At 68.6% G+C, this 21,374-nt stretch carries 12 protein-coding genes; 5 read left to right on the top strand and 7 right to left on the bottom strand.

Annotated elements, in window-relative coordinates; translation table 11 throughout:
- Position 1 precedes the first annotated feature (1 nt).
- The 3 genes from V6M42_RS04875 to V6M42_RS04885 form a co-directional block, all read right to left on the bottom strand.
- Complete coding sequence (locus tag V6M42_RS04875) at positions 2-2,527, bottom strand: glycoside hydrolase family 3 protein (protein WP_332677531.1); 2,526 nt, start codon at positions 2,525-2,527, stop codon at positions 2-4.
- 86 nt (positions 2,528-2,613) lie between these two features.
- On the bottom strand, positions 2,614-3,753 hold the full coding sequence (locus V6M42_RS04880) for an endo-1,4-beta-xylanase (protein ID WP_332677533.1): 1,140 nt from the start codon (positions 3,751-3,753) through the stop codon (positions 2,614-2,616).
- Positions 3,754-3,813: 60 nt separating this feature from the next.
- Positions 3,814-6,939 carry a TonB-dependent receptor gene (locus tag V6M42_RS04885; protein ID WP_332677535.1) on the bottom strand — a complete coding sequence of 1,042 codons (3,126 nt, stop codon included), beginning with the start codon at positions 6,937-6,939 and terminating at the stop codon, positions 3,814-3,816.
- Positions 6,940-7,210: 271 nt separating this feature from the next.
- On the opposite strand from V6M42_RS04885, the gene V6M42_RS04890 reads away from it, so the two are divergent.
- The 4 genes from V6M42_RS04890 (at position 7,211) to V6M42_RS04905 (ending at position 12,811) form a co-directional block, all read left to right on the top strand.
- A complete protein-coding gene (locus V6M42_RS04890) occupies positions 7,211-8,713 on the top strand; it encodes a tryptophan halogenase family protein (protein ID WP_332677537.1) in 1,503 nt (500 codons plus the stop codon).
- A 10-nt stretch (positions 8,714-8,723) separates the two neighbouring features.
- Positions 8,724-10,226, top strand: coding sequence for a tryptophan halogenase family protein (locus tag V6M42_RS04895; RefSeq protein WP_332677539.1), 1,503 nt, complete (start codon positions 8,724-8,726; stop codon positions 10,224-10,226).
- A gap of 96 nt (positions 10,227-10,322) precedes the next feature.
- Positions 10,323-10,910 (top strand): hypothetical protein, encoded by a 588-nt coding sequence (locus V6M42_RS04900; RefSeq protein ID WP_332677541.1) that lies wholly within the window; start codon positions 10,323-10,325, stop codon positions 10,908-10,910.
- Complete coding sequence (locus V6M42_RS04905; protein ID WP_332677545.1) at positions 10,907-12,811, top strand: glycoside hydrolase family 9 protein; 1,905 nt, start codon at positions 10,907-10,909, stop codon at positions 12,809-12,811. The genes V6M42_RS04900 and V6M42_RS04905 overlap by 4 nt, the downstream gene beginning before the upstream one ends.
- Here the strand turns inward: V6M42_RS04905 and V6M42_RS04910 are convergent.
- The 3 genes from V6M42_RS04910 to V6M42_RS04920 form a co-directional block, all read right to left on the bottom strand.
- Positions 12,769-14,313 (bottom strand): tryptophan halogenase family protein, encoded by a 1,545-nt coding sequence (locus V6M42_RS04910; RefSeq protein WP_332677547.1) that lies wholly within the window; start codon positions 14,311-14,313, stop codon positions 12,769-12,771. The two genes, V6M42_RS04905 and V6M42_RS04910, sit on opposite strands and share 43 nt — an antisense overlap.
- A gap of 21 nt (positions 14,314-14,334) precedes the next feature.
- On the bottom strand, positions 14,335-16,119 hold the full coding sequence (locus tag V6M42_RS04915; protein WP_332677549.1) for an IlvD/Edd family dehydratase: 1,785 nt from the start codon (positions 16,117-16,119) through the stop codon (positions 14,335-14,337).
- A gap of 75 nt (positions 16,120-16,194) precedes the next feature.
- The gene (locus V6M42_RS04920; protein ID WP_332677552.1) at positions 16,195-16,941 is read right to left on the bottom strand and encodes a FadR/GntR family transcriptional regulator; all 747 of its coding nucleotides are present in this window, start codon (positions 16,939-16,941) and stop codon (positions 16,195-16,197) included.
- Between the two features lie 155 nt (positions 16,942-17,096).
- On the opposite strand from V6M42_RS04920, the gene V6M42_RS04925 reads away from it, so the two are divergent.
- A complete protein-coding gene (locus V6M42_RS04925) occupies positions 17,097-19,526 on the top strand; it encodes a glycoside hydrolase family 3 N-terminal domain-containing protein (RefSeq protein WP_332677554.1) in 2,430 nt (809 codons plus the stop codon).
- A 30-nt stretch (positions 19,527-19,556) separates the two neighbouring features.
- Here the strand turns inward: V6M42_RS04925 and V6M42_RS04930 are convergent, their stop codons facing one another.
- Positions 19,557-21,287, bottom strand: coding sequence for a glycoside hydrolase family 43 protein (locus V6M42_RS04930; protein ID WP_332677556.1), 1,731 nt, complete (start codon positions 21,285-21,287; stop codon positions 19,557-19,559).
- Positions 21,288-21,374: the final 87 nt, after the last annotated feature.

Consider the following 21,374-nt stretch of genomic DNA (forward strand, 5'->3'; position numbering starts at 1 on the left):
CCTATTTCCCGCCGGCGCCGGCCCCTGAAGCGGGGCAGGCCGTGTCGCCGCTGTTCGGCTGCAGCCGGATCGCCTCGACCGTGACGGCGAAGGCGCCCCGCGTCGCCAAGCCCCAGGGCTGGTCGAGCGCCCCGACGTCGGCTCCCGCATCCCGCAGACAGGACAGGCGCACCGTGGCGGTCCTCCATTCGCCCATTGGGGCGGCGGCGAACACCGGGGTCAGGTCCACCCGGCCGCCTCCCAGAACCAGGGCCACCGACGCCGTGGGCCGGGCGTCGACGCGATACCGGAAGGCGATGGTCAGTTCGCCGTTGGTCTGGCGACCCAGATCGACCACCGGGCCGGTAATGGCGGCCTCGCCGCCGCCGTTGGCGAAGGTCAGGGCGCGCGCCGTTTCCTGGGCCTCCCCGTCAGCGGGGGCGGCGGTCACGCCGCGGCGGGGGCTTTCCCCGCGGGCCTCGCCACCGAGCCGCAGTTCTCCCCCGGCGTCGCGCAGCACCAGACCCCAGGGGGCCACGAACCGGCCGTCGACGAAATAGCGGTCGATGTTCGAGGCCTCGCCGGATACGCCGCTCTCTTCCGAAAGCATCCCCACCGGGGCGGGCGCCGCATAGCTGAGGCCGTAGCCATAGGCGAACTGCGGATCATAGCCCGGGTCGCCCCGGTTCAACGGCGCGCCCGCCGCGTCCCCGGGCCAGCTGAACGAGAGCCGGCCGGTGAAGTCGTGACGCGGCCGTCCTTCGCCATCCCCGATCAGCACGTCGGCGATCCCGCCGCCCTCCGCCCCCGGCAGCCAGGCGGCGACGAAGGCGTCCGAGGCGTTGATCTCGGGGTTGGTCCACATCGGGCGGCCGGACAGGAAGACGGCGACGGTCGGTATCCCCGCCGTCTTGAACCGGCGCAGCATCTCCAGCGGCTCGCCGGGCGCGAAGTCGAGGTTGTCCAGATCGCCCTGGAATTCCGCATAGGGGGTCTCGCCGAAGACGACGATGGCGACGTCCGGCTTTTCGCCGAAGGCGCCGTCGGCCGCGAAACTGGCGGTCCCGCCGGCCTCGCGCACCGCCGCCTCGAGGCCGGCGCGGATCGACTGCCCCTGCGGGAAGTCGGCATTGGTGTTGCCGGTGCCCTGCCAGCTCAGGGTCCAGCCTCCGGCCGCCTGGCCGATGTCGTCGGCCGCCGCGCCGGCCACCAGCACCCGCGCCCCGGCGCGGATCGGCAGGACCGAATTCTCGTTCTTCAGCAGCACAAGCGACTTGCGCACCGCTTCACGCGCCAGGGCGCGGTGTTCGGGCGAGGCCAGGACCTCGAACCGGCCCTCGTACGGACGGGCGGTCTCGAACAGGCCGGTCTTGACCTTGGCGATCAGGATGCGGCGCACGGCTTCGTCCAGCCGCGCCGCTGGAATCTCGCCTGAACGCGCCTGGGCCAGGGTGCTGGCGTAAAGAGGTTTCCAACTGTCCGGCGCCATCAGCATGTCGATGCCGGCGTTGATCGCCAGGGCGCAGCTCTCGTTCGAACAGCCGGGCAATTGACCGTGGGCGTTCCAGTCGGAGACCACGAAGCCGTCGAAGCCCAGCGGGCCGCGCAGCACGTCGATCAGCAACGTCGGATTGCCCGAATGCTTGACCCCGTTCCAGCCTGAGAAGCTGGCCATGATCGACAGCACGCCCGCGTCGATCGCCTGGACGTAGCCGCCCAGATGAGTGTCGATCAGTTCCTGCTCCGTGCCGCGGAAATCGCCCTGGTCCACGCCCTCGAAGGTGCCGCCGTCGGCGAGGAAATGTTTAGCCGATCCGGCGATCCGGCCCGGCGCCAACGGCCGGTCGGCGCTCAGCTCGCCCTGCAGGCCGAGGGTCATCGGGCCCGCATAGGACCGCTGCACCTCGGGGTCTTCCGCATAACCCTCGTAGGCGCGGCCCCAGCGGTCGTCGCGCGGCACGGCCAGGGTCGGCCCGAACGTCCAGTCGGCGCCGGTCGCCGCCACCTCCAGCGCCGTCGCCTCGCCGATGCGGCGGATCAGGTCCGGATCGCGCGCCGCCCCCAGTCCGATGTTGTGCGGAAACAGGGTGGCGCCGGGAATGTTGTTATGACCGTGCACGGCGTCGATGCCGTAGATCAGCGGGATCACCGTCCCGCCGCGCCGGGCGTTGGTCTCGCGGAAGGCCCGCGCAAGCGCCAGCCACCGGTCGGCGGACGCCTTGTCGTCGCCCCACGGCCCCGAACTGCCGCCCGCCAGGATGGAGCCCAGCGGATAGGTCAGCATGTCATCCGGCGTGATCGTGGAGATGTCGGCCTGGATGAGCTGGCCGACCTTCTCCTCCAGCGTCATCCGGGCCATCAGACCGGCGACGAAGGCCTCGGTCCGGCTGTCGGTCATGGCCGCCGGCGAGGCCGCGCGGGGCCAGAGCTCCGGATGGGCCCGCGCAGCTTCCGGGACCGCGGGCGCGGCGGACTGGGCCCAGGCGGCGGAGCCCCCGAGGGCGACGGCCAGGGCGAGAGCGGAAATGCGCAGAGACGAACGGATCATGCGGTCCTCGGAGCGGTTCCCGGACGGAGGCCCGGCTAGGTCGATATCTATCCTGCGAACGTTCTCATTGGGCAATATCCGCCGCTTCAGGCCGCTCTTGGAGGGGCTTTCCGCAGGGCCTCAGCGATCGCGCCCCGCAGCGGCTTGGCGCGATAGTCGGCGTCGTACGGCGTCGGACGCTTGGGCAGGCGATCGGCGCGCAGCCAGGTGTTCTGAAGCCAGGTATAGCGGTCGCAGAGACCCCAGCACATCACGTCGCCCATCTGCGGATAGGACAGCATCAGGTCCAGGTAGCGGCCTCCGAGCTCGGCCACGGCCGCGTCGCGCAGGGCGGGATCGGGCGGCAGATTCTTGTCGTGGACGTCGAACTCGGTGATCACCAGATCGTAGCCCATGCCCACGACCGTATCGAGGAAGCGGCGCCAGTTGTCCTCGCGCGCCGTGTCGAAACCCTCGGAGTCGTCGGTATTGCCCGAGCCGATATGACTCTGGACGCCGAGCGCATCCACCGGAACGCCGCGCGCCCTGAAACCCTCGAGCAGTCGCAGGACGCCGGCCTGATGCGTCTCGTGCCCGGCTTCCCAACTCATGTAGTCGTTGTAGACCAGCTGGGCCCCGGGGGCGGCGGCGCGGGCCGTGCGGAAGGCCAGGTCCATGACGGCCTCCGGCCCGCCCATCCGGCTCGAGAACGGGGTTTCGCGCAGAGCTCCCGTATCCGCGTCGACCGCCTCGTTCACGACGTCCCAGGAATCGATCAGCGCGCCATAGCGGCCCACCACCGCCTCGATGTGATCGACCAGCATCCGCTCTACCGTCGAGGCCGGACGCGGGCCGTAGTCATGCCCTTCGGCCCAGGCCGGGAACCATCGCGGGTGATGCCACAGCAGGGTGTGGCCGCGCGCGCCCATGCCGTGCTCGCGCGCGAAATCCGCGATGCTGTCGGCCGGCGCATAGTTGAAGGTCTCCGCATCGGGGCGGAGCGCGTACCATTTCAGTTCGTTCTCGGGCACCAGCAGACCGCATTCCCGGATCAGCAGGTCGCGATAGCCGGCGTCCGCCAGCGACGCCGTCAACGCCCGTCCCGCTCCGACCGCGCTGCCGAAGCGGCGGCCCGACCGGGCGGCGAGCTGCTGCAGGCTTTCCGTCCCTGCCCTGGCCGGCAGGCCGGAACAGGCGGCGGCGAGACTGCCGGCGGCGATAGCGAGGGTCTGTCGACGAGTAAGCATCGGTCCTCGAAAAAATCAGGGGCGCGCCGGCGTGCGGCGCGCCCCTGAAGGCGGAGACACCTAGAACGTCGCCCGGGCGATCAGGGTGAAGCGACGGTCGTTCATGAACCAGGAGCGCGGCGCCCGAAGCAGGTCGTTGTTCAGGACCTGGGACGTGCGGGTCAGCTCATTGGTCAGATTGACCGCCTGCATGCCGATCTTCCAGTTGTCGTTGACGGTGTAGAAGATCGAGCCGTCCAGCTGGCCCGTGTCCTCGTTCATGATCGGCGCGAAGGGAACGATGACGTCCCGGGGCGTGATCAGGAACTCGGACCGCCAGGTGTAGGCGAGGCGGGCCGAAAGCCGTCCCTTCTCGTAGAACCCGGCGAAGTTGACCGTGTGCTCGGAGAGATTCTGAAGCGGCAGCAGGCTGGTGTCGATATTGGCGACACGACCGGCGGCCACATCGGGATCGGTCGACGACAGCGTGCTCTGGGCGACGCCCGAGGAGTCGATGTAGGTGTAGTTGGCGCTGATCCCGAGGCCGTCGAACGGATCCGGCAGGAAGTCATACGTCTGCTGGTAGGCCAGCTCGAAGCCCTTCACGGTCCCGGTGTCTTCCGAGTTGACCGGCGTCGTCACCACCGAGTCGAAGGTCGCCCCGTTGTTGGTGAAGGACAGCCGCTCGGTGCCGTTGGTGATGACGTCGTCCAGCTCCTTGTAGAAGAGCGAGAGCGTCAGCTGGCCCACGGCGGCGAAATACCACTCCGCCGAGGCGTCCCAGTTCGTCGAGGTGATCGGCTTCAGATACGGATTGCCGACCGCGAACCGCCCCGTGGGACGTCCGTTGACGATGTCCTGCTGGTTCGCCGACAGGGCGATGTTGTAGTAGTTCCGGGTCAGGCCGATGTCAGGCGGCGTGATGGCCTGCGAGAAGCCGAAGCGGAACTGCCAGCCGTTGCCGACTTCAAGCTTCGCATTGAAGCTGGGCAGCCAGTAGTCGAACGACGTCTCCGCATCGGTCGCGATGACGGCGCCGTTCGCGAAGGCGCGAGCCTCGGCCCGGACGCTGGGAGCCAGCGTGCAGAACGGCACCGGCTGCTGGGGCGGCGGCACCGGGATGGCGCAGGTCGCCTCATCCGGGAAGGTGACCAGGTTGAAGGCCTGGAAGCCCTGCGCCGCGCGATCGGTGGTGACGTACCGCAGGCCGACGTTGCCGCTCAGGTTCCAGCCGTTGGAGAGCTCGTTGCCGAACCGCATCATCATGTAGCCGGAGGCGGTCTCCTCCTGCATCGGATTGATTTCCTGGCGCAGGAAGCCGTCGGCGTCCGCATTGCATCGCAACGCCAGCGGCACCCAGTTCTGCGGGCAGCCCGCGCCGTTCAGACGCGCGCGCCATTCGTCGCCGATGGCCAGGCCGTAGGCGGCGTAGTCCTGGTACTGGTCGATGATGTTGCGGTTGAAGAACAGGCGGGGCTGGTCTCCGGTCGGGGTGGGAACCTCGCCGCGCATGAAGTTGTCGAACGAGAAGGGCGCGTTGTAGTCCATCGGATTGAATCCGACCGTGCCGGGCGCGCCGCCGGCGTTCGGCACGCCGTCGACCAGGTCGCTCAGCCACACGGGGCCGTTGTCGCCCCACTGTTCGGACAGGACGCCCCAGTTATAGGTGCTGAACCGCGTCGTCTGGTCCCGTTTGGCGAAGCGTCCGCCGAACCGCAGCGAGCGGATCCAGCCGTCCTCGAAGCTGTAGTCCGCGTCGACCCGGAAGGCGTCGAGCTTGCCCTCGCTGGCCTCCTTGTGATCCATGGCCGACCGCGGGAAGCTGTTGTACGGCGACGAGAAATTGTTGTTGGCGCCGCGGTAGTAGCCGGGGCAGGCCGCCGTCGGCGGTCCAGCGCAAGGCGTGCCGTTCAGGAACGGCGGCAGGAAGGTGACGACCGGAATGTCGCTGCCGTTAATGTCGATCGAGGCGTTCTGGTAGGTGGTGTTCCACATGCCGGCGTCGAGGACATCGACGGTCGAGTCGACGTGCTGGTAGTCGAACGTGAGGCCCAGACGGTCGGTCGCCCGCCACTTGAAGTTCAGGCCGTAGTCGGTGGTGACCGCGTTCTGGTTCACGTCGCGGCGGATGTTGTTGCTCTGCAGGCCGTTGATCGGCGTGCGGGGATCCGGTCCGTTCTGGTCGGCGCGCCAGCCGGTGGTGCCGGTGATGATGCCGTTGGTGAACAGGCCGTCCGGGCCGAAGGTCAGGGTCGTGCCCTGCTGCGCCTGGGAGTCGCCGTTGTTGGTCACGTTGTCGGTGGCGATTTCCATCGCGTGCTCGGTCCAGGCCTGGCTCGCGTCGGAGCGCAGGAACTGCGCCGTCGCGATCATGGTCCGGTCGTTGCTGCGCCACTGGCCGGCGGCCGCATAGCCGCGACGTTCACGGTCGAAGGACTGCGAGCGGAAGGCGGCGCCGCGCGGGAACCACACGGGTCCGACGGCCGTCGCGCCCGGGCTGGAGACGACGTCGCCGTTCGAATAGAGCGTCCGCGGCCCGTAGTTGGAGATCTGCTGCCCGTCGCCGCGCGAGAGCAGCTGCGAATAGACCGCGTTCAGCAACAGGCCGAATTCACCGGCCTCGGTGTCCCAGCGGTCGCTGATCAGGCCCGAGAAGGTCGGGGCCCATTTCTCGGCGAAGTCGCCGTAGCTGGCCTCGGTCGAGAAGGCGATGACCCGACCGGGCGAGTCGAAGGGCACGCGCGTGCGCAGGTTGACCGTGCCGGCGATGCCGCCCTCGATCATGTCGGCCGACGGGTTCTTGAACACGTCGACGCCGGCCATCAGCTCGGGCGGAACGTCCGCGAAGCTCAGGGCCCGGCCGTTGTTGGCGGTGAAGGTGTCCCGCCCGTTCAGCTCGGAGCGGACGAAGGTCAGGCCGCGAACGACGACGCCCGAGCCTTCAACCGAGAAGTGATCCGGATCGACGCCGGCGGCGAAACGGTCGATGGCCACGCCGGGCACGCGCTGAAGCGCCTCCGTCACCGAGCGGTCCGGCAGGGCGCCGATATCCTCGGAGGTGATCGAGTCGACGAAGACCTCGGCGTCCCGCTTGATCGTCTGGCTGCTGCGCAGGCTTCCCCGGATGCCGGTTACGACGACCTCGTCGACCTCGGTGGCGTCCGTCTGCGGCGTCTGATCCTGTGCGAACGCCGGGGTCGCAGCCATGACGGCGGCGAAAGCGATAAGCGATGCGCCCCCTCTGAGCATTGAGCTCCTGGCGATCTCAGGACGGACGCGTGGCGTGGTAAAACGCATGGCCTTGAACCTCCCCTGCTCAGCATTTCTTTGTGTTAGCGCTACCATTGTGTAGCGGTGAAATGTCTGAGTAATGAACGTATCTCAGCATTCGGCAGTGCGCAAGCCCGTTGATTTCGCTGTTCTGCAAGGTGATTGTCGAGTGAGACGCGGCGGAGATCGCGCTCGGTGGGGAAGTGGAATGGCGTCGAATCCGATTCGGAACATCGTTGTCGTGGGAGGCGGAACGGCGGGCTGGATGGCCGCCGCGGCCCTCTCGCGATTGCGCGCCAACGGAGTGACGCAGATCACGCTTGTCGAGTCCGACAGCATCGCGACCGTGGGCGTCGGCGAGGCCACCATCCCGCCGATCCGGACGTTCAACGCCATGCTCGGGATCGACGAGGCCGACTTCGTCAAACAGACCCGGGGCGCCTTCAAACTCGGCATCGACTTCGTCGGATGGACCTCGCCGACCGATCGATACATGCACCCGTTCGGCGCGTTCGGGGGGGACATCGACGGCGTCAAATTCCACCAGATATGGCGCAAGCTGCATGATCAGGGGAAGGCCGGAGCCTTCGGCGAATACAATCTTTGCGAGACGGCGGCCTGGCTCAACCGCTTCGGCCCGGGGGATGCCGGGTCGCCGGTCACCCGCATGGTCTGGGCCTATCATTTCGACGCCGCCCTCTACGCCGGCTACCTGCGCAAATATTCCGAAGCGCGCGGCGTCATAAGGCGCGAGGGCAAGGTGACCGGCGTCGAACAGCATGGCGGCACCGGCTTCATCAAGTCCGTGGTCATGGAGCACGGCGACCCCGTCGAGGGCGACCTGTTCATCGACTGCACCGGTTTCCGCGGCCTGCTGATCGAACAGACCCTGAAGGCCGGATTCGAGGACTGGAACCACTGGCTGCCCTGCGACCGCGCCGTGGCCGTCCCGTGCGCCCATGGCGACGGGCCCCTGACGCCCTACACCCGCGCCACCGCGCGCAGGGCCGGGTGGCAGTGGCGCATCCCGCTGCAGCACCGCATCGGCAACGGCTATGTCTATTCCAGCGCCCACATCTCGGATGACGAGGCGGCCGCGACCCTGATGGCCAACCTCGACGGGGCGCCGCTGGCCGAGCCCTGGAAGCTGAGCTTCCGCGCCGGACGCCGCAAACAGGCCTGGGTCAAGAACTGCGTCGCCCTGGGTCTGGCCTCGGGTTTCCTCGAGCCCATCGAGTCGACCAGCATCCACATGATCCAGGCCGGGATCACCAAACTGCTGGCCATGTTCCCGGACCGCGGCTTCGACCCGCGCAACATCGCCGAATACAATCGCCTGACCAATATGCAGATCGAGCAGGTCCGCGACTTCATCATCCTGCACTACAAGGCCAACGGCCGGGTCGGCGAGCCGCTGTGGGACGCCTGCCGCGCGATGGAAGTCCCCGAATCCCTGCAGCGCCGTATGGACCTGTTCCGGCACAGCGGCCGCTTCTTCCGGCACGAGGACGAACTGTTCGCCGAGTCCAGCTGGCTGGCCGTCATGCTCGGCCAGAAGGTGACGCCCGAAACCTACGATCCGCTGGTCGACGCCCTGCCCGAGGCCGACCTGGTCCGCCTGCTGGAAGAGACGCGCGCCCATGTGCGCGCCGTCGCCGAGGCCATGCCGCTGCAATCCGAAACCATCGCCCGCCACGTCGCGGCCGCCTGAGGAGTCCGCCGTGTCCGATACCCGCATCCGGAAGATCGTCATCGTCGGGGGCGGAACCGCCGGCTGGATGACGGCCGCCGCCCTGGGCAAGCTTCTGGGCCCGAACTACGCCGAGATCGTCCTCGTCGAGTCCGACGAGATCGGGATCGTCGGCGTCGGCGAGGCCACCATTCCCCAGATCGGCATCTTCAACCGCATGCTCGGTCTGGACGAGAACGAATTCCTGCGCCGCACCCAGGGCAGCTTCAAACTGGGCATCCAGTTCGTCGACTGGGGCCGCAAGGGGCACGTCTATTTCCATCCGTTCGGCCCCTATGGCGTCGACATGGAAGGCGTCTCCTTCCACGCCTACTGGCAGCGGCTGCATCAGCTGGGCGACACCCACTCCGTCGACGCCTATTCGCTGCAGGCGCTGGCGGCGAAGGAGAACCGCTTCATGCGCTCCATCGACGCCGGCCCGTCGCCGCTGTCGAGCATCGCCTACGCCTTCCATTTCGACGCCGGCCTCTACGCCCGCTTCCTTCGCGACTTCGCCGAGGCGCGGGGCGTCCGCCGCCAGGAAGGCAAGATCGTCAGCGTCGAGCAGCGGTCGACCGACGGCTTCATCGAGGCCGTGGTCCTGGAGAGCGGAGAGCGCCTCGAGGGCGAACTGTTCATCGACTGCTCCGGTTTCCGCGGCCTGCTGATCGAACAGACGCTGAAGGCCGGCTACGAGGACTGGACCCACTGGCTGCCCTGCGACCGGGCGGTGGCCGTGCCGTGCGAAAGCGCGCCGGCCTTCACGCCCTACACCCGCTCCACGGCGCGCGACGCCGGCTGGCAGTGGCGGATCCCGCTGCAGCACCGGATCGGCAACGGCTACGTCTACTCCAGCGACCACATCTCAGACGACGAGGCGGCGGCGACCCTGCTGGCCAATCTCGACGGCAAACCCCTGGCCGATCCGCGCATGCTGCGTTTCGTCACCGGGCGGCGCAAACAGGCCTGGGTGAAGAACTGCGTCGCCATCGGCCTGTCCTCCGGCTTCATCGAGCCGCTCGAGTCGACCAGCATCCATCTGATCCAGAGCGGCATCGCCAAACTGCTGCAGATGTTCCCCGACAGGACCTTCCCCCAGGCCGACATCGACCGCTTCAACCGCATGACGAAGCGGGAAGTCGAACAGGTCCGCGACTTCATCGTGCTGCATTACAACGCCACCGAACGCGACGACACGCCGTTCTGGGATCAGGTCCGCACCATGGATGTGCCCGAGAGCCTGAAGGAGAAATACCGGCTCTTCAAAACAACCGGCCGGATCTTCCGCGAGGACGACGAGCTGTTCAACGACACCAGCTGGTTCGCCGTCATGACCGGCCAGGGCCTGACGCCCGAACGGTTCGATCCTGTGGCCGAGGTCCTGAGTCTGGAGGAGACGCGCGCCCGTCTCGCCGAGATCAGGAGCGTGATGCGCACCTGCGCGGACCAGATGCCGGGCCACGCCGACTTCATCCGCAACAACTGCGCGGCCTGACCGGCACAGGGCCGGCGCCGACCCTTGCCAATCGCTCGATAATTGTCTGAGTATTGACGATCACCGGGTCGCAGAACCCGGACGAGGGAGATGGACATGCGGAAGACCCTGCTCGCCGTAACGGCGGCCCTGATGCTGTCGGCCGCGCCCGCGCCGGTCGCCGTCATGGCCCAGGACGACGACATCGTGCAGCGCATCATCAACAGCCCGCCGGTGGACTCCTGGCAGGTGCTTGGCGTCAGCCGCGCGCCGCGTCCGCAACGGGCCGAGGGGGTTCTCGGCGAGCGCGCGATCCGCGTCGCCGCCCAGCGGGCCGAACAGCCATGGACGATGGCCGCGCAGATGCCGATCCGCGGCGAGATCAAGCGCGGCGACACCATCCTTCTGGCCGTCTGGGCCCGGCTGGAGACGCCGCCCGAGGGCCGGCAGACCAGCCGCCTGCCGCTCCGGGTCCAGCAGGCCGCCGCCCCCTATGCGGCCATCGCCCAGGACACCGGCGAGGTCGGCCCCGAATGGAAGATGATCTATGCCTCGGGCGTGGCCCAGCAGGACTTCGCCGGCGGTCAGACCAACCTGTCGGTTCATCTGGCCACCGACAACCAGACCGTCGACCTCGGACCGGCGCTGGTCCTGAATTTCGGCCAGGACTACGACGCGGCCAAACTGCCCCGTAACGAGCCATGAGCCCCCGCCGCGCAGCGTTCGCCGTCGTCGCGTGCGTCCTCGCCGCGGTCCCCTCCGCCGCCGCCCAGGTCTCCGGCCCCGCCGCCGTGCGCATGAACCAGGCGGGGTTTGAAATCTCCGGGCCCAAGGCGGCCACGGTCGCCTCGGCCGCCGCCGCTCCCCTGCCCTGGCGCGTCGTCGATACGGCCGGGACGACCGTCGCCCGGGGCGTCACGACGGTGTTCGGCGCCGACGCCGCCTCCGGAGAGACGGTCCACCAGATCGATTTCTCGACGCTGACGCGCGCGGGCGAAGGCTACCGCCTGGAGGTCGCGAACCAGACCAGCCGACCGTTCGGGATCGCCGCGCGACCGTTCGCCCGGCTGAAGTACGACGCCATGGCCTATTTCTATCAGAACCGGGCGGGCGTCCCGATCTCGGCGGATCACGTGTCCCGTCCGGACCTCGCCCGGCCCGCGGGCCATGCGCGCGAGGTCGCGACCTGCTTCTCGGGCGTCGACCAGCGCGGCACGGCCTGGCCCGGCTGCGACTACAGCCTGGACGTCACGGGCGGCTGGTACGACGCGGGCGACCACGGCAAATACGTCGTCAACGGCGGCATCTCCGTGTGGACCCTGGTCAACGCTGCGGAGCGGGCGCGGAGCGCCGGACGAGGCGCCTTCGATGACGGGCGCCTCGATATCCCCGAGGCTGGAAACGGCGTCGACGACCTGCTCGACGAGGCCCGCTACGAGATCGACTTTCTGCTGCGGATGCAGATACCCGACGGCGCGACCGCCCGGGTTCCCGACGGCCGGCTGGCGCCCGCCGGCGAGCCGTTGCGCCTGATCGAGATCGATGCGGGCGGCATGGCGCATCACAAGGTCCACGACCGCAGCTGGACCTCCCTGCCCACCGCCCCGGCGGACGCCCCGGCCGAGCGGCTGCTTTACCCGCCCTCGACCGCGGCGACCCTCAATCTCGCCGCTGTCGCCGCCCAGTGCGCACGGGTCTGGCGCGAGGCGGACCCCGCCTTCTCCGCCACCTGCCTGACGGCGGCGCGGCGCGCCTGGGCGGCGGCGCGGCGCCATCCCGCCGTCTTCGCCAGCAGCGCCTTCGACGGCGGCGGCGGCTATGGCGACGGCCAGGTCGCGGACGAATTCTACTGGGCCGCCGCCGAGCTGTTCGCGGCCACCGGAGAGGCCGGATACCTTGAGGCGCTGAAGGCCTCGCCCCACTGGCTGGGAGGCCCCCGCTCGGGCGCCTCGGCGACCGGCGACCCCGCCTGGCCCGCGACCGCGGCGTTGGGAACCATCACCCTCGCCGTCGTTCCGACGGCGCTGGACCCGGCCGACCGCGACACGGCCCGCCGGCGCCTTGTCGAGGCCGCCCGCGCGTATCTCGTCGAAGGCCGGGCCCAGGGCTATGGCCTGCCGCGCGGCGGGACGCGGTTCGAATGGGGTTCGAACGGCGCGCTGATGAACCGGGCCATGATCCTGGGCCTGGCCCACGACTTCACGGGCGAGGCGGCGTTCCGGGACGGCGTGATCCATGCGCTCGACTTCCTGCTGGGCCGCAACCCGCTGGACCGCTCGTTCGTGAGCGGATGGGGCGCGCGGCCGATGGTGAATCCCCATCACAGGTTCTGGGCTCATTCGGCCGATCCGGCCTGGCCGGCTCCGCCCGCCGGCGCCCTGTCCGGCGGCCCCAACAATACGGCGATGACGGACGACGTCGCCCGGACCATGGCCGGGCATTGCGCGCCCCTGACGTGCTGGGCGGACGACCTGCGCGCCTATGCGCTGAACGAGGTCGCCATCAACTGGAACGCACCCCTGGTCTGGGTCGCCGCCTTCATCGACCCCGCGCCGCTGGACGATCAGGCCGCGGGCGCCGCCGGCTCGGCGGGCCGCGCGCAGTAGCCCGCGATATAGTCGTCCTGCAGGGCCAGCCGTCCCGCCGCCTCCGCCACAGCGGTCCGCAGGCGCTGCAGGCCCGCGACCAGCCGCTCCGGATTTTCAGCGTCGGCGAGCATGTGATGCGTTCGCGGGATGATCCGCTGCCCGACATAGACCGAGACCCATGACGGGTGCAGGAACAGGCCTTCGCGATACTCCTGGACCACGCCCTTTTCCCGGAACAGCTCGATCTTCTCCGCCAGGCTGTCGGGGATGCCCATCGTCCGGATGTAGTCCCAGAACGGGGTGTCGTCGCGCTCGGTGGCCTTGTAGTGCAGGATGATGAAGTCCCGGATCCGCTCGTATTGCAGATCCATCTGGCGATTGAATTCCTTCGCCGCGACCTCGTCCAGCGGACGGGACGGCCACAGCTCGACCAGTTTGGTGATCGAGGCCTGGATCAGATAGATGCTGGTCGACTCCAGCGGCTCGATGAAGCCCGAGGCCAGCCCCACGGAAACGCAGTTTCCGACCCAGTTCCGGGTCCGCTGTCCGGCCGTGAAGCGCAGATGGTTGGGCGTATTCAATGCCTCGCCCTCCAGCTTCGACATCAGGTCGGCGGTGGCCGCGTCCTGATCGATGAAGGCGCTGCCGTATATGTAGCCGTTGCCGATGCGGTGCTGCAGCGGGATGCGGAACCGCCATCCCGCGCCCATGGCGGCGGATCGGGTATAGGGCTCGGTGCGGCCGACGCCTGCGCACGGTATGGCCACGGCCCGGTCGCACGGCAGCCAGTGCGACCAGTCCGTATATCCTGACCGGAGCGTCTGTTCGATCAGCAGGCCGCGGAAGCCCGAGCAGTCGATAAACAGGTCGCCCGCTACCGTCTCGCCGCGCTCCAGGGCCACAGACCGGATCGCGCCCGTCTCGCCGTCCTGGCGGACGTCGACGATCCTGCCCTCGATCCGCGTGACGCCCAGCCCCTCGGCGAACCGCCGCAGGAATTGCGCATAGAGGCTGGCGTCGAGCTGGTACGCGTAATTGTAGGTCGACAGGATCGATCGGGGATCATCGTCCGGCGGCCCGAAGCGCGCGGCGTAGGCCGCCACGATCGGTACGGAATAGTCGTCCAGCGACCCGACATCGGCGAGTTCGCGCGCCGCCAGCCAGTAGTGGTGGAAGGGCGTGCTTCCGCCGGGCGCTCCAAACTCCCCGAACGGATGCATGTAGCGGTCGCCGATGCGCGCCCAGTCCGTGAATTCGATGCCCAGTTTGAACGTCGCCCGGGTGGCGCGCATGAACTCGGCCTCGTCGATCCCGAGCCGGGCGTTGAAGTCGCGGATGTGCGGCAGGGTCGATTCCCCGACCCCGACCGTTCCGATCTCGGCTGACTCGATCAGGATCACCTCGACCCCGGTGGGCGCGACCAGTTTGCCCAGCGCCGCCGCGGTCATCCAGCCCGCAGTGCCGCCCCCGACGATGACGACGCGGCGGATGCCGCCCGCCGGACCCGACGGCTTGTCCATGGTCGCCTCCCCTCGCTGGCTTCAGTGGTTGTCGCGCGGAAGGCCGAGGGTGTCGACGATCCGGTGGTATTTGACTGCGGGCTCGAGCACGGCGCCGGTCTCCAGTTCTCCGACGAAGCCCCTCTGGAACTCCTGCCAGGGGGTCTGGGACGCGGGATACCGGTAGCCGCCCGCGGCCTCCAGGGCCTTGCGGCGTTCGGCCATCCCGGCGTCGTCGATGAGGACGTCGACGCGGCGGGTGTTCAGGTCGATCCGCATCCGGTCGCCAGTCTTCAGCAGGGCGATGTTCCCCCCCGTCGCCGCCTCGGGCGAGGCGTTCAGGATCGAGGGGGAGCCCGACGTGCCCGACTGCCGCCCGTCGCCGATGCAGGGCAGGGCGAGGATGTCCTGGCGGATCAGGTACGCAGGCGGGCGCATGTTGACGACCTCGGCCGCGCCGGGATGGCCGACGGGGCCGGCTCCACGCATGACCAGAATGCTGTCAGCCGTGATGTTCTCGGCGGGATCGTCGATGCGACGGTGATAGTCCTCGGACCCGTCGAAGACGACGGCCACGCCCTCGAATGCGTCGGGGCTGGACGGGTCAGACAGATAGCGGTCGCGGAACTCGGCGCTGATGACGCTGGTCTTCATGACCGCGCTGCTGAAGACATTGCCGCTCAGGATCAGGAAGCCGGCGTCCTCGACCAGGGCCGTGTCGAAGCTGCGGATCACATCGGGCAGGACGGCTTCGGCGTCGCGGCAGTTCTCGCCGATGGTCCGGCCGTTCACGGTCAGGGCGTCCTCATGGATCAGGCCGTGGCGCATCAGTTCCGCCACGACGGCGGGAACGCCGCCGGCCTGGTGGAAGTCCTCGCCCAGATAGGCGCCGGCCGGCTGAAGGTTGACCAGAAGCGGCACCTGATGGCCGATCGTCTCCCAGTCCTTCAGCGGCAGGTCGACGTGGGCGTGCCGCGCCAGGGCCGTCAGGTGAACCGGGGCGTTGGTCGAACCGCCGATGGCGGAGTTGACGACGATGGCGTTCTCGAACGCCTGCCGGGTCAGGATCTTGGAGGGTTTGAGATCTTCATCGACCATTTCGACGATGCGCTTGCCGGTCAGATAGGCCATCTGCGGCCGTTCGCGGTAGGGCGCCGGAATGGCGGCCGAGCCGGGCAGCGACATGCCGAGCGCCTCGGCCAGGCTGTTCATCGTGGTCGCCGTGCCCATGGTGTTGCAGTAGCCGACCGAGGGCGCCGAGCGCGCGACCATCTCGATGAAGCCTTCGTAGTCGATCTCGCCGGCCGCCATCATCTCGCGGGCCTTCCAGATGATCGAACCGGACCCGACCCGCTCGCCCCTGTGCCAGCCGTTCAGCATCGGTCCGACCGACAGGGCGATGGCGGGGATGTCGACCGTGGCCGCCGCCATCAGGCAGGCCGGCGTGGTCTTGTCGCAGCCGATGGTCAGGACCACGCCGTCGATCGGATAGCCGTGCAGCAGTTCGACCAGACCCATATAGGCCAGGTTGCGGTCCAGCCCGGCGGTCGGGCGTTTGCCGGTTTCCTGGATCGGATGGACCGGGAATTCCAGGGCGATGCCGCCGGCCTCGCGAATGCCCTCGCGCACCCGTTCGGCCAGAACCAGATGGTGGCGGTTGCAGGGGCTGAGGTCCGAACCCGTCTGGGCGATGCCGATGATCGGCTTGCCCGAGCGCAGCTCCTCCAGCGTCAGGCCGTAGTTCAGGTACCGCTCCAGATAGAGGGCCGTCATGTCCGGATTGTCGGGGTTGTCGAACCAGGCGCGGGAACGGAGTCGGCGGGTCATTCAACAGCTCGTGGAGTTCAATACTCCGACAAATAGACGGCGCCGCCGAGCCTTGGCAATGGCGCCGCCCGAGCTTCAGCGATCGCCGAGCGCCTCGGCCGTCTGGGACAGGGCGTTGGCGACCAGAACCTGCATCGCCTCCCGGGCGCCGTCCGCATCGCCGGCGGCGATGGCGTCGAAGACCGCCCAGTGTTCGGGCATGGGATCCGCCGGCAGCTTGCGCTTGCGCCCCTTGTAGAAGGTGGTCCAGCGCACCCCGGCGCCGATAGTCGAGGCCAGGCTGGCCAGCGGCGGGTTGCAGGTGGCGGCCAGGACGGCCTGGTGGAAGTCGCGATCGGCCGCCTGCCCCGCCTCGGTCTTCAGCGTAAGCCGCTCCATGTCGTTCAGCGCAGCGCGCATGACCTCGACCTGCTCCTCCGTGCGACGCAGGGCGGCCAGGGCGGCGGCGGCGGGTTCGACGATCATCCGCAGTTCGAACAGGCCCTCGACCACCTCCCGCGCGGGCTCGGCTTCGAAAAACCAGGCCAGGACGTCCGGATCGAGCAGGTTCCAGCGAATCATCTCCGTCACCCGGGTGCCGACGCGCGGACGGCTCTCGACCAGGCCCTTGGCCGCCAGGATCCGCACCGCCTCGCGATAGGCGCCGCGCGAGACCTTCAGCCGTTCGCTGAACTCGATCTCATTGCTCAGGATGTCGCCGGGCTTGTGCCGGCCAGACGTGATGGCCACGCCGAGCTGGTGCGCGATCGAGCCGTGCAGCCGTTCCTTGCCGACCTTCCGGCGACCGGATTCCTTGTGAAAGACGGGGGGAGAAACAGCCATCGTTTCCTTCATCGGGGGTTCGGACAGGGCCTTAGCACACCCGGGTAACGGGAGTCAGTTGACGGCTGGACCATGCCGGTCATAACCTGAATGATAGCGCTATCATCGCTGGACGGGTTTTCCCGAACTGGCGGGGTCACATGGGAGGAAGTCCGATGAAAACCGCCAACGGTTTGTCCGTGACGCTTGGGCGTCGCACGTTCGTCACCGGCCTGCTCAGCGCCGCCGCGGTCGCGCCGCTGGCCGGCGCCGCCCGCGCCCAGACGGCCGGACGTCCCGAAGCCGCCGCACTGTATCGAAACGCCGCTCAGCCGGTCGCGGCGCGGGTGGAGGATCTGCTGCGGCGCATGACCCTGGACGAGAAGGTCGCCCAGATGGTCGGCATCTGGGAGAAGAAGGGCGACATCCAGGAACCGGACGGCGATTTCTCCGCGACCAGGGCCAGCGAGAAATTCCCCCACGGCCTGGGCCAGATATCGCGCCCCTCGGACTTCCGCGGCGTCGATCCCGCGCTGAACGGAGCAGCCGGCGCCGCGGGCGCGGCCGTCAATCGCGACCCGCGCCAGACCGCCGACTACGTCAACGCCGCCCAGCGCTGGGCGGTCGAAAAGACGCGGCTCGGCATTCCCCTGACGATGCACGAGGAGGCGCTGCACGGCTATGTGGCGCGCGGCGCCACCAGCTTCCCGCAGGCCATCGCCCTGGCTTCCACCTGGGACCCTGCGCTGGTCACCCGCGTCTTCTCCGTGGCTGCGCGCGAGATGCGCGCGCGCGGAACCCAGCTGGCCCTCGCCCCCGTCGTGGACGTGGCCCGCGATCCGCGCTGGGGCCGCATCGAGGAAACCTACGGCGAGGATCCGCACCTGGTGTCGGAGATGGGGCTTGCCGCCATCCGCGGTTTCCAGGGCGAGACCCTGCCCCTGGCGCCCGACAAGGTCCTGGTGACGCTGAAGCATATGACCGGCCACGGCCAACCGGAGAACGGCACCAACGTCGGCCCGTCGAACATTTCCGAGCGGACGCTGAGGGAGAATTTCTTCCCGCCGTTCGAGCGCGCCGTGCGCGAACTGCCGGTGATGTCGGTCATGGCGTCGTACAACGAGATCGACGGCCTGCCGTCGCACGCCAACCGCTGGCTGCTGCACGACGTCCTGCGCGCGGAGTGGGAATTCAAGGGCGCCGTGGTCAGCGACTATTTCGCCATCCGTGAACTGAACACCCGCCACCGGATGTTCGGTTCGATCGAGGAGGCGGCCGTCCGCGCGCTCGACGCCGGCGTCGATATCGAACTGCCCGACGGCGAGGGCTATGCGCGCCTGCCGGACCTGGTCCGCGCCGGGAAGGTGACCGAGGCCCAGATCGACGAGGCGGTGCGACGTCTGCTGACGATGAAATTCCTCTCGGGCGCGTTCGAGCGGCCCTATGTCGACGCCCGCGCGGCCGAGCGGTTGACCGCGACGCCGGACGCCGTCGCCCTGGCCCGGGAAGCGGCGCAGCGTTCGATGATCCTGCTCAGGAACGAAGGCGGCCTGCTGCCGCTGAACGCGGGCCGTATCCGCAAGCTGGCGGTGCTTGGCACCCATGCGCGCGACACGCCGATCGGCGGCTATTCCGAGGTTCCCAAACACGTGGTCAGTGTCCTGGAGGGCCTTCAGGCTGAAGGCCGCGGCAAGTTCGAGGTCGTCTATTCCGAGGCGGTCCGCATCACCGAAAGCCGCGTCTGGGCGGCCGACACGGTCACCCTGGTCGATCCGGCGGTCAACGCCCGGCTGATCGAGCAGGCCGTGCAGGACGCACGCGACGCCGACGTCATCGTCATGGTGCTGGGCGACAATGAGCAGACCAGCCGCGAGGCCTGGGCCGACGGCCACCTGGGCGACCGGGACTCCCTCGACCTGATCGGCCAGCAGAACGATCTGGCGCGCGCCGTGTTCGCCCTGAACAAGCCCACCGTGGTTCTGCTGCTGAACGGCCGCCCCCTGTCGGTAAACCTTCTCGCCGAGCGCGCCACAGCCCTGATCGAAGGCTGGTATCTCGGTCAGGAGACCGGTCACGCCGTCGCCGACGTGCTGTTCGGCAGGGTCAATCCGGGCGGCAAGCTGCCGCTTTCGGTCGCTCGCCACGTGGGTCAGCTGCCGATCTTCTACAATCACAAACCGACCTCGCGGCGGGGTTATCTGCTCGGCGAGACCAAGCCCCTGTTCCCGTTCGGCTACGGCCTTTCGTACACGACCTTCGACATCTCCGAACCGCGTCTGGCGCGCGCCAGCATTCGCAACGGCGAGACGGTCCGGGTGGAAGTGGACGTCCGCAACACCGGCCCGGTCAAGGGCGACGAGGTGGTCCAGCTGTATGTCCGCGACGACCAGGCCTCGGTGACGCGGCCGGTCAAGGAGCTGAAGCATTTCCAGCGCGTGACCCTTGAGCCGGGCGCCCGCACCACCGTGGCCTTCGAGATCCGGCCGTCAGACCTGTGGTTCTGGAACATCGACATGGAACGGGTGGTCGAACCCGGCACCTTCACCGTGATGTCCGGTCCGAACTCGGTCGATCTGAAGACGGCGACCCTGACGGTGACGGACTAGGGCGATCAACAGCGCCGGGCCGGACCCGCTTCAGGGCGGCGGTCCGGCCTGGGCGAAAGGTCCGAAAACGGCGCCGACAAATCCGCCCGCGACACGGGTGCTGAGCATCTCGCCGTCGGCGCCTTCCAGCAGCGTCGTCCAGGGCCCTTCCCCGCGCGCCCATGCGAAGTCATAGGCGCCGGCGCGGGCGGCGATGCGGAACCTGACAGGCCCCTCACCGCCCAGCGGGGCCGTGGCGATCACCTCTCCGGCGCTATCTGTTTCCGCCCCCCGGCGGCGGCGCAATTCGATCAGGGCGCGCCCGTCCCGTCGCACGGCGCCGAGCGCATACCAGTAGTCGTCGCTCTGCAGCACGGCCAGGCCGGCGCGATCCCCCTCCCGGGCGGGGATGTCGCGCAGGATCGTTTCGGCCGTCGCATGCTGATGCTGCTGACGGCGGCCGAGGAAGGACGGGTTGGCGTTGTCGCCCAGCCCTTCGGACCTCATGCGCAGGGTCAGGGCGCCGGGATGACTGGTCAGGTCGAACCAGGGGTCGCGCGGATTTCGCATCATCATCCAGGATGGGGCCAGACGCGCGCCGTCGAACTCGTCCACGACCTGGAAGTCGCCGCTGGTCGGAGGGACCGCCGATGGCCGGCGCGGCAGGTTCGGGCGCGCAGCGAGGTACGGAATGGCGCGCCCCGGCTCGAGGATGCGCGGCCAGTCGCCTGACCAGTCTACGGGGAGAAGGAAGGTCTCGCGCCCCGTATTGTAGAGATCGTCGCCATAGGGCCGGACCGCCAGGAAGGTCGCCCACCATGACCCGTCCGGCAGTTGCACCAGATCCGCATGGCCGGCCGAGGTGACGGGATGCGTCCTGTCCCGCGGCAGGCCGCGCTGGGTCAGTATGGGATTGTCAGGCGAGGCCTCGTAAGGGCCGTCGGGGCGGCGCGAGCGCAGCACGACCTGGGAATGCCCTTCGGCCGTCCCGCCCTCGGCGCACACCAGATAGTACCAGTCGCCGCGCCGGATGATGTGCGGCCCCTCGATCCAGATCGGACGGGTCGAGGGATCGACGCCGCCATCGACCAGAACCGTTCGCGGGCCGAAGGTCTTCCGCCCCGCCGGATCGAATCGCTGGATCCAGATGGCCCGGTGGCCGTCATACCGGGGCGTCCCTTCGGGGGGACCGTTGTTGACGATCCAGGCGCTGCCGTCCTCGTCGAAGAACAGGCCCGGGTCGATGCCGCCCTCGAGGTCCGGAAGCCAGACCGGATCGGACCACGGCCCGGCGGGATCGGACGCCGTGACGAGGAAATTGCCGCCGCAGTCGACGCAGGTGTTGAGGATGTAGAAGACGCCGTCGCGGTGCTCGATCGTCGGGGCGAAGACGCCGCGAGACAGGCCGAGCTTGCCGAAATCCAGCTGGCCCGGCCGATCGATGGCATTGCCGATCTGGGTCCAGTTCACCAGGTCCCGGCTGTGAAAGACCGGGATGCCGGGGAAGTAGCTGAAGGTCGAGGTCACCAGATAGTAGTCGTCGCCCGCGCGCGTGATCGACGGGTCGGGATAAAAGCCCTGCAGGATCGGGTTCAGATACTGGTCCGGGCGGGGCCGGAGACCTTCGTGTGCTGGATCGCCGCCGCGGTAGACGAAGCGTTCGAACACCGCTGTCCCGGCGAGCGCGTCGTCATTCGGCCGGGCCAGGGCCGCGCCGCAGACGCCGCCGGCGAGGATCAGGGCCAGGACGGGTCCGACGGACCTTTTGCACAGTCTCGACATTCGCCACCCGCCCGCTATCTATTTGTCCGACTTTTAAGGAACCGGTCACCGGAAACAAGTCCGCTTCTCTGCCAAAGCGCTTGACAG

Source organism: Brevundimonas sp. (genome assembly GCF_036677305.1).
Classification (GTDB): domain Bacteria; phylum Pseudomonadota; class Alphaproteobacteria; order Caulobacterales; family Caulobacteraceae; genus Brevundimonas.

What these genes read in the sequence shown, in the direction of transcription:
- V6M42_RS04905 (WP_332677545.1), top strand. Translation starts at nt 10,907, where the DNA reads ATGAGCCCCCGCCGCGCAGCGTTCGCCGTCGTCGCGTGCGTCCTCGCC.
- V6M42_RS04930 (WP_332677556.1), bottom strand. Translation starts at nt 21,287, where the DNA reads ATGTCGAGACTGTGCAAAAGGTCCGTCGGACCCGTCCTGGCCCTGATC.
- V6M42_RS04925 (WP_332677554.1), top strand. Translation starts at nt 17,097, where the DNA reads ATGAAAACCGCCAACGGTTTGTCCGTGACGCTTGGGCGTCGCACGTTC.
- V6M42_RS04920 (WP_332677552.1), bottom strand. Translation starts at nt 16,941, where the DNA reads ATGGCTGTTTCTCCCCCCGTCTTTCACAAGGAATCCGGTCGCCGGAAG.
- V6M42_RS04915 (WP_332677549.1), bottom strand. Translation starts at nt 16,119, where the DNA reads ATGACCCGCCGACTCCGTTCCCGCGCCTGGTTCGACAACCCCGACAAT.
- V6M42_RS04900 (WP_332677541.1), top strand. Translation starts at nt 10,323, where the DNA reads ATGCGGAAGACCCTGCTCGCCGTAACGGCGGCCCTGATGCTGTCGGCC.
- V6M42_RS04910 (WP_332677547.1), bottom strand. Translation starts at nt 14,313, where the DNA reads ATGGACAAGCCGTCGGGTCCGGCGGGCGGCATCCGCCGCGTCGTCATC.
- V6M42_RS04885 (WP_332677535.1), bottom strand. Translation starts at nt 6,939, where the DNA reads ATGGCTGCGACCCCGGCGTTCGCACAGGATCAGACGCCGCAGACGGAC.
- V6M42_RS04880 (WP_332677533.1), bottom strand. Translation starts at nt 3,753, where the DNA reads ATGCTTACTCGTCGACAGACCCTCGCTATCGCCGCCGGCAGTCTCGCC.
- V6M42_RS04890 (WP_332677537.1), top strand. Translation starts at nt 7,211, where the DNA reads ATGGCGTCGAATCCGATTCGGAACATCGTTGTCGTGGGAGGCGGAACG.
- V6M42_RS04875 (WP_332677531.1), bottom strand. Translation starts at nt 2,527, where the DNA reads ATGATCCGTTCGTCTCTGCGCATTTCCGCTCTCGCCCTGGCCGTCGCC.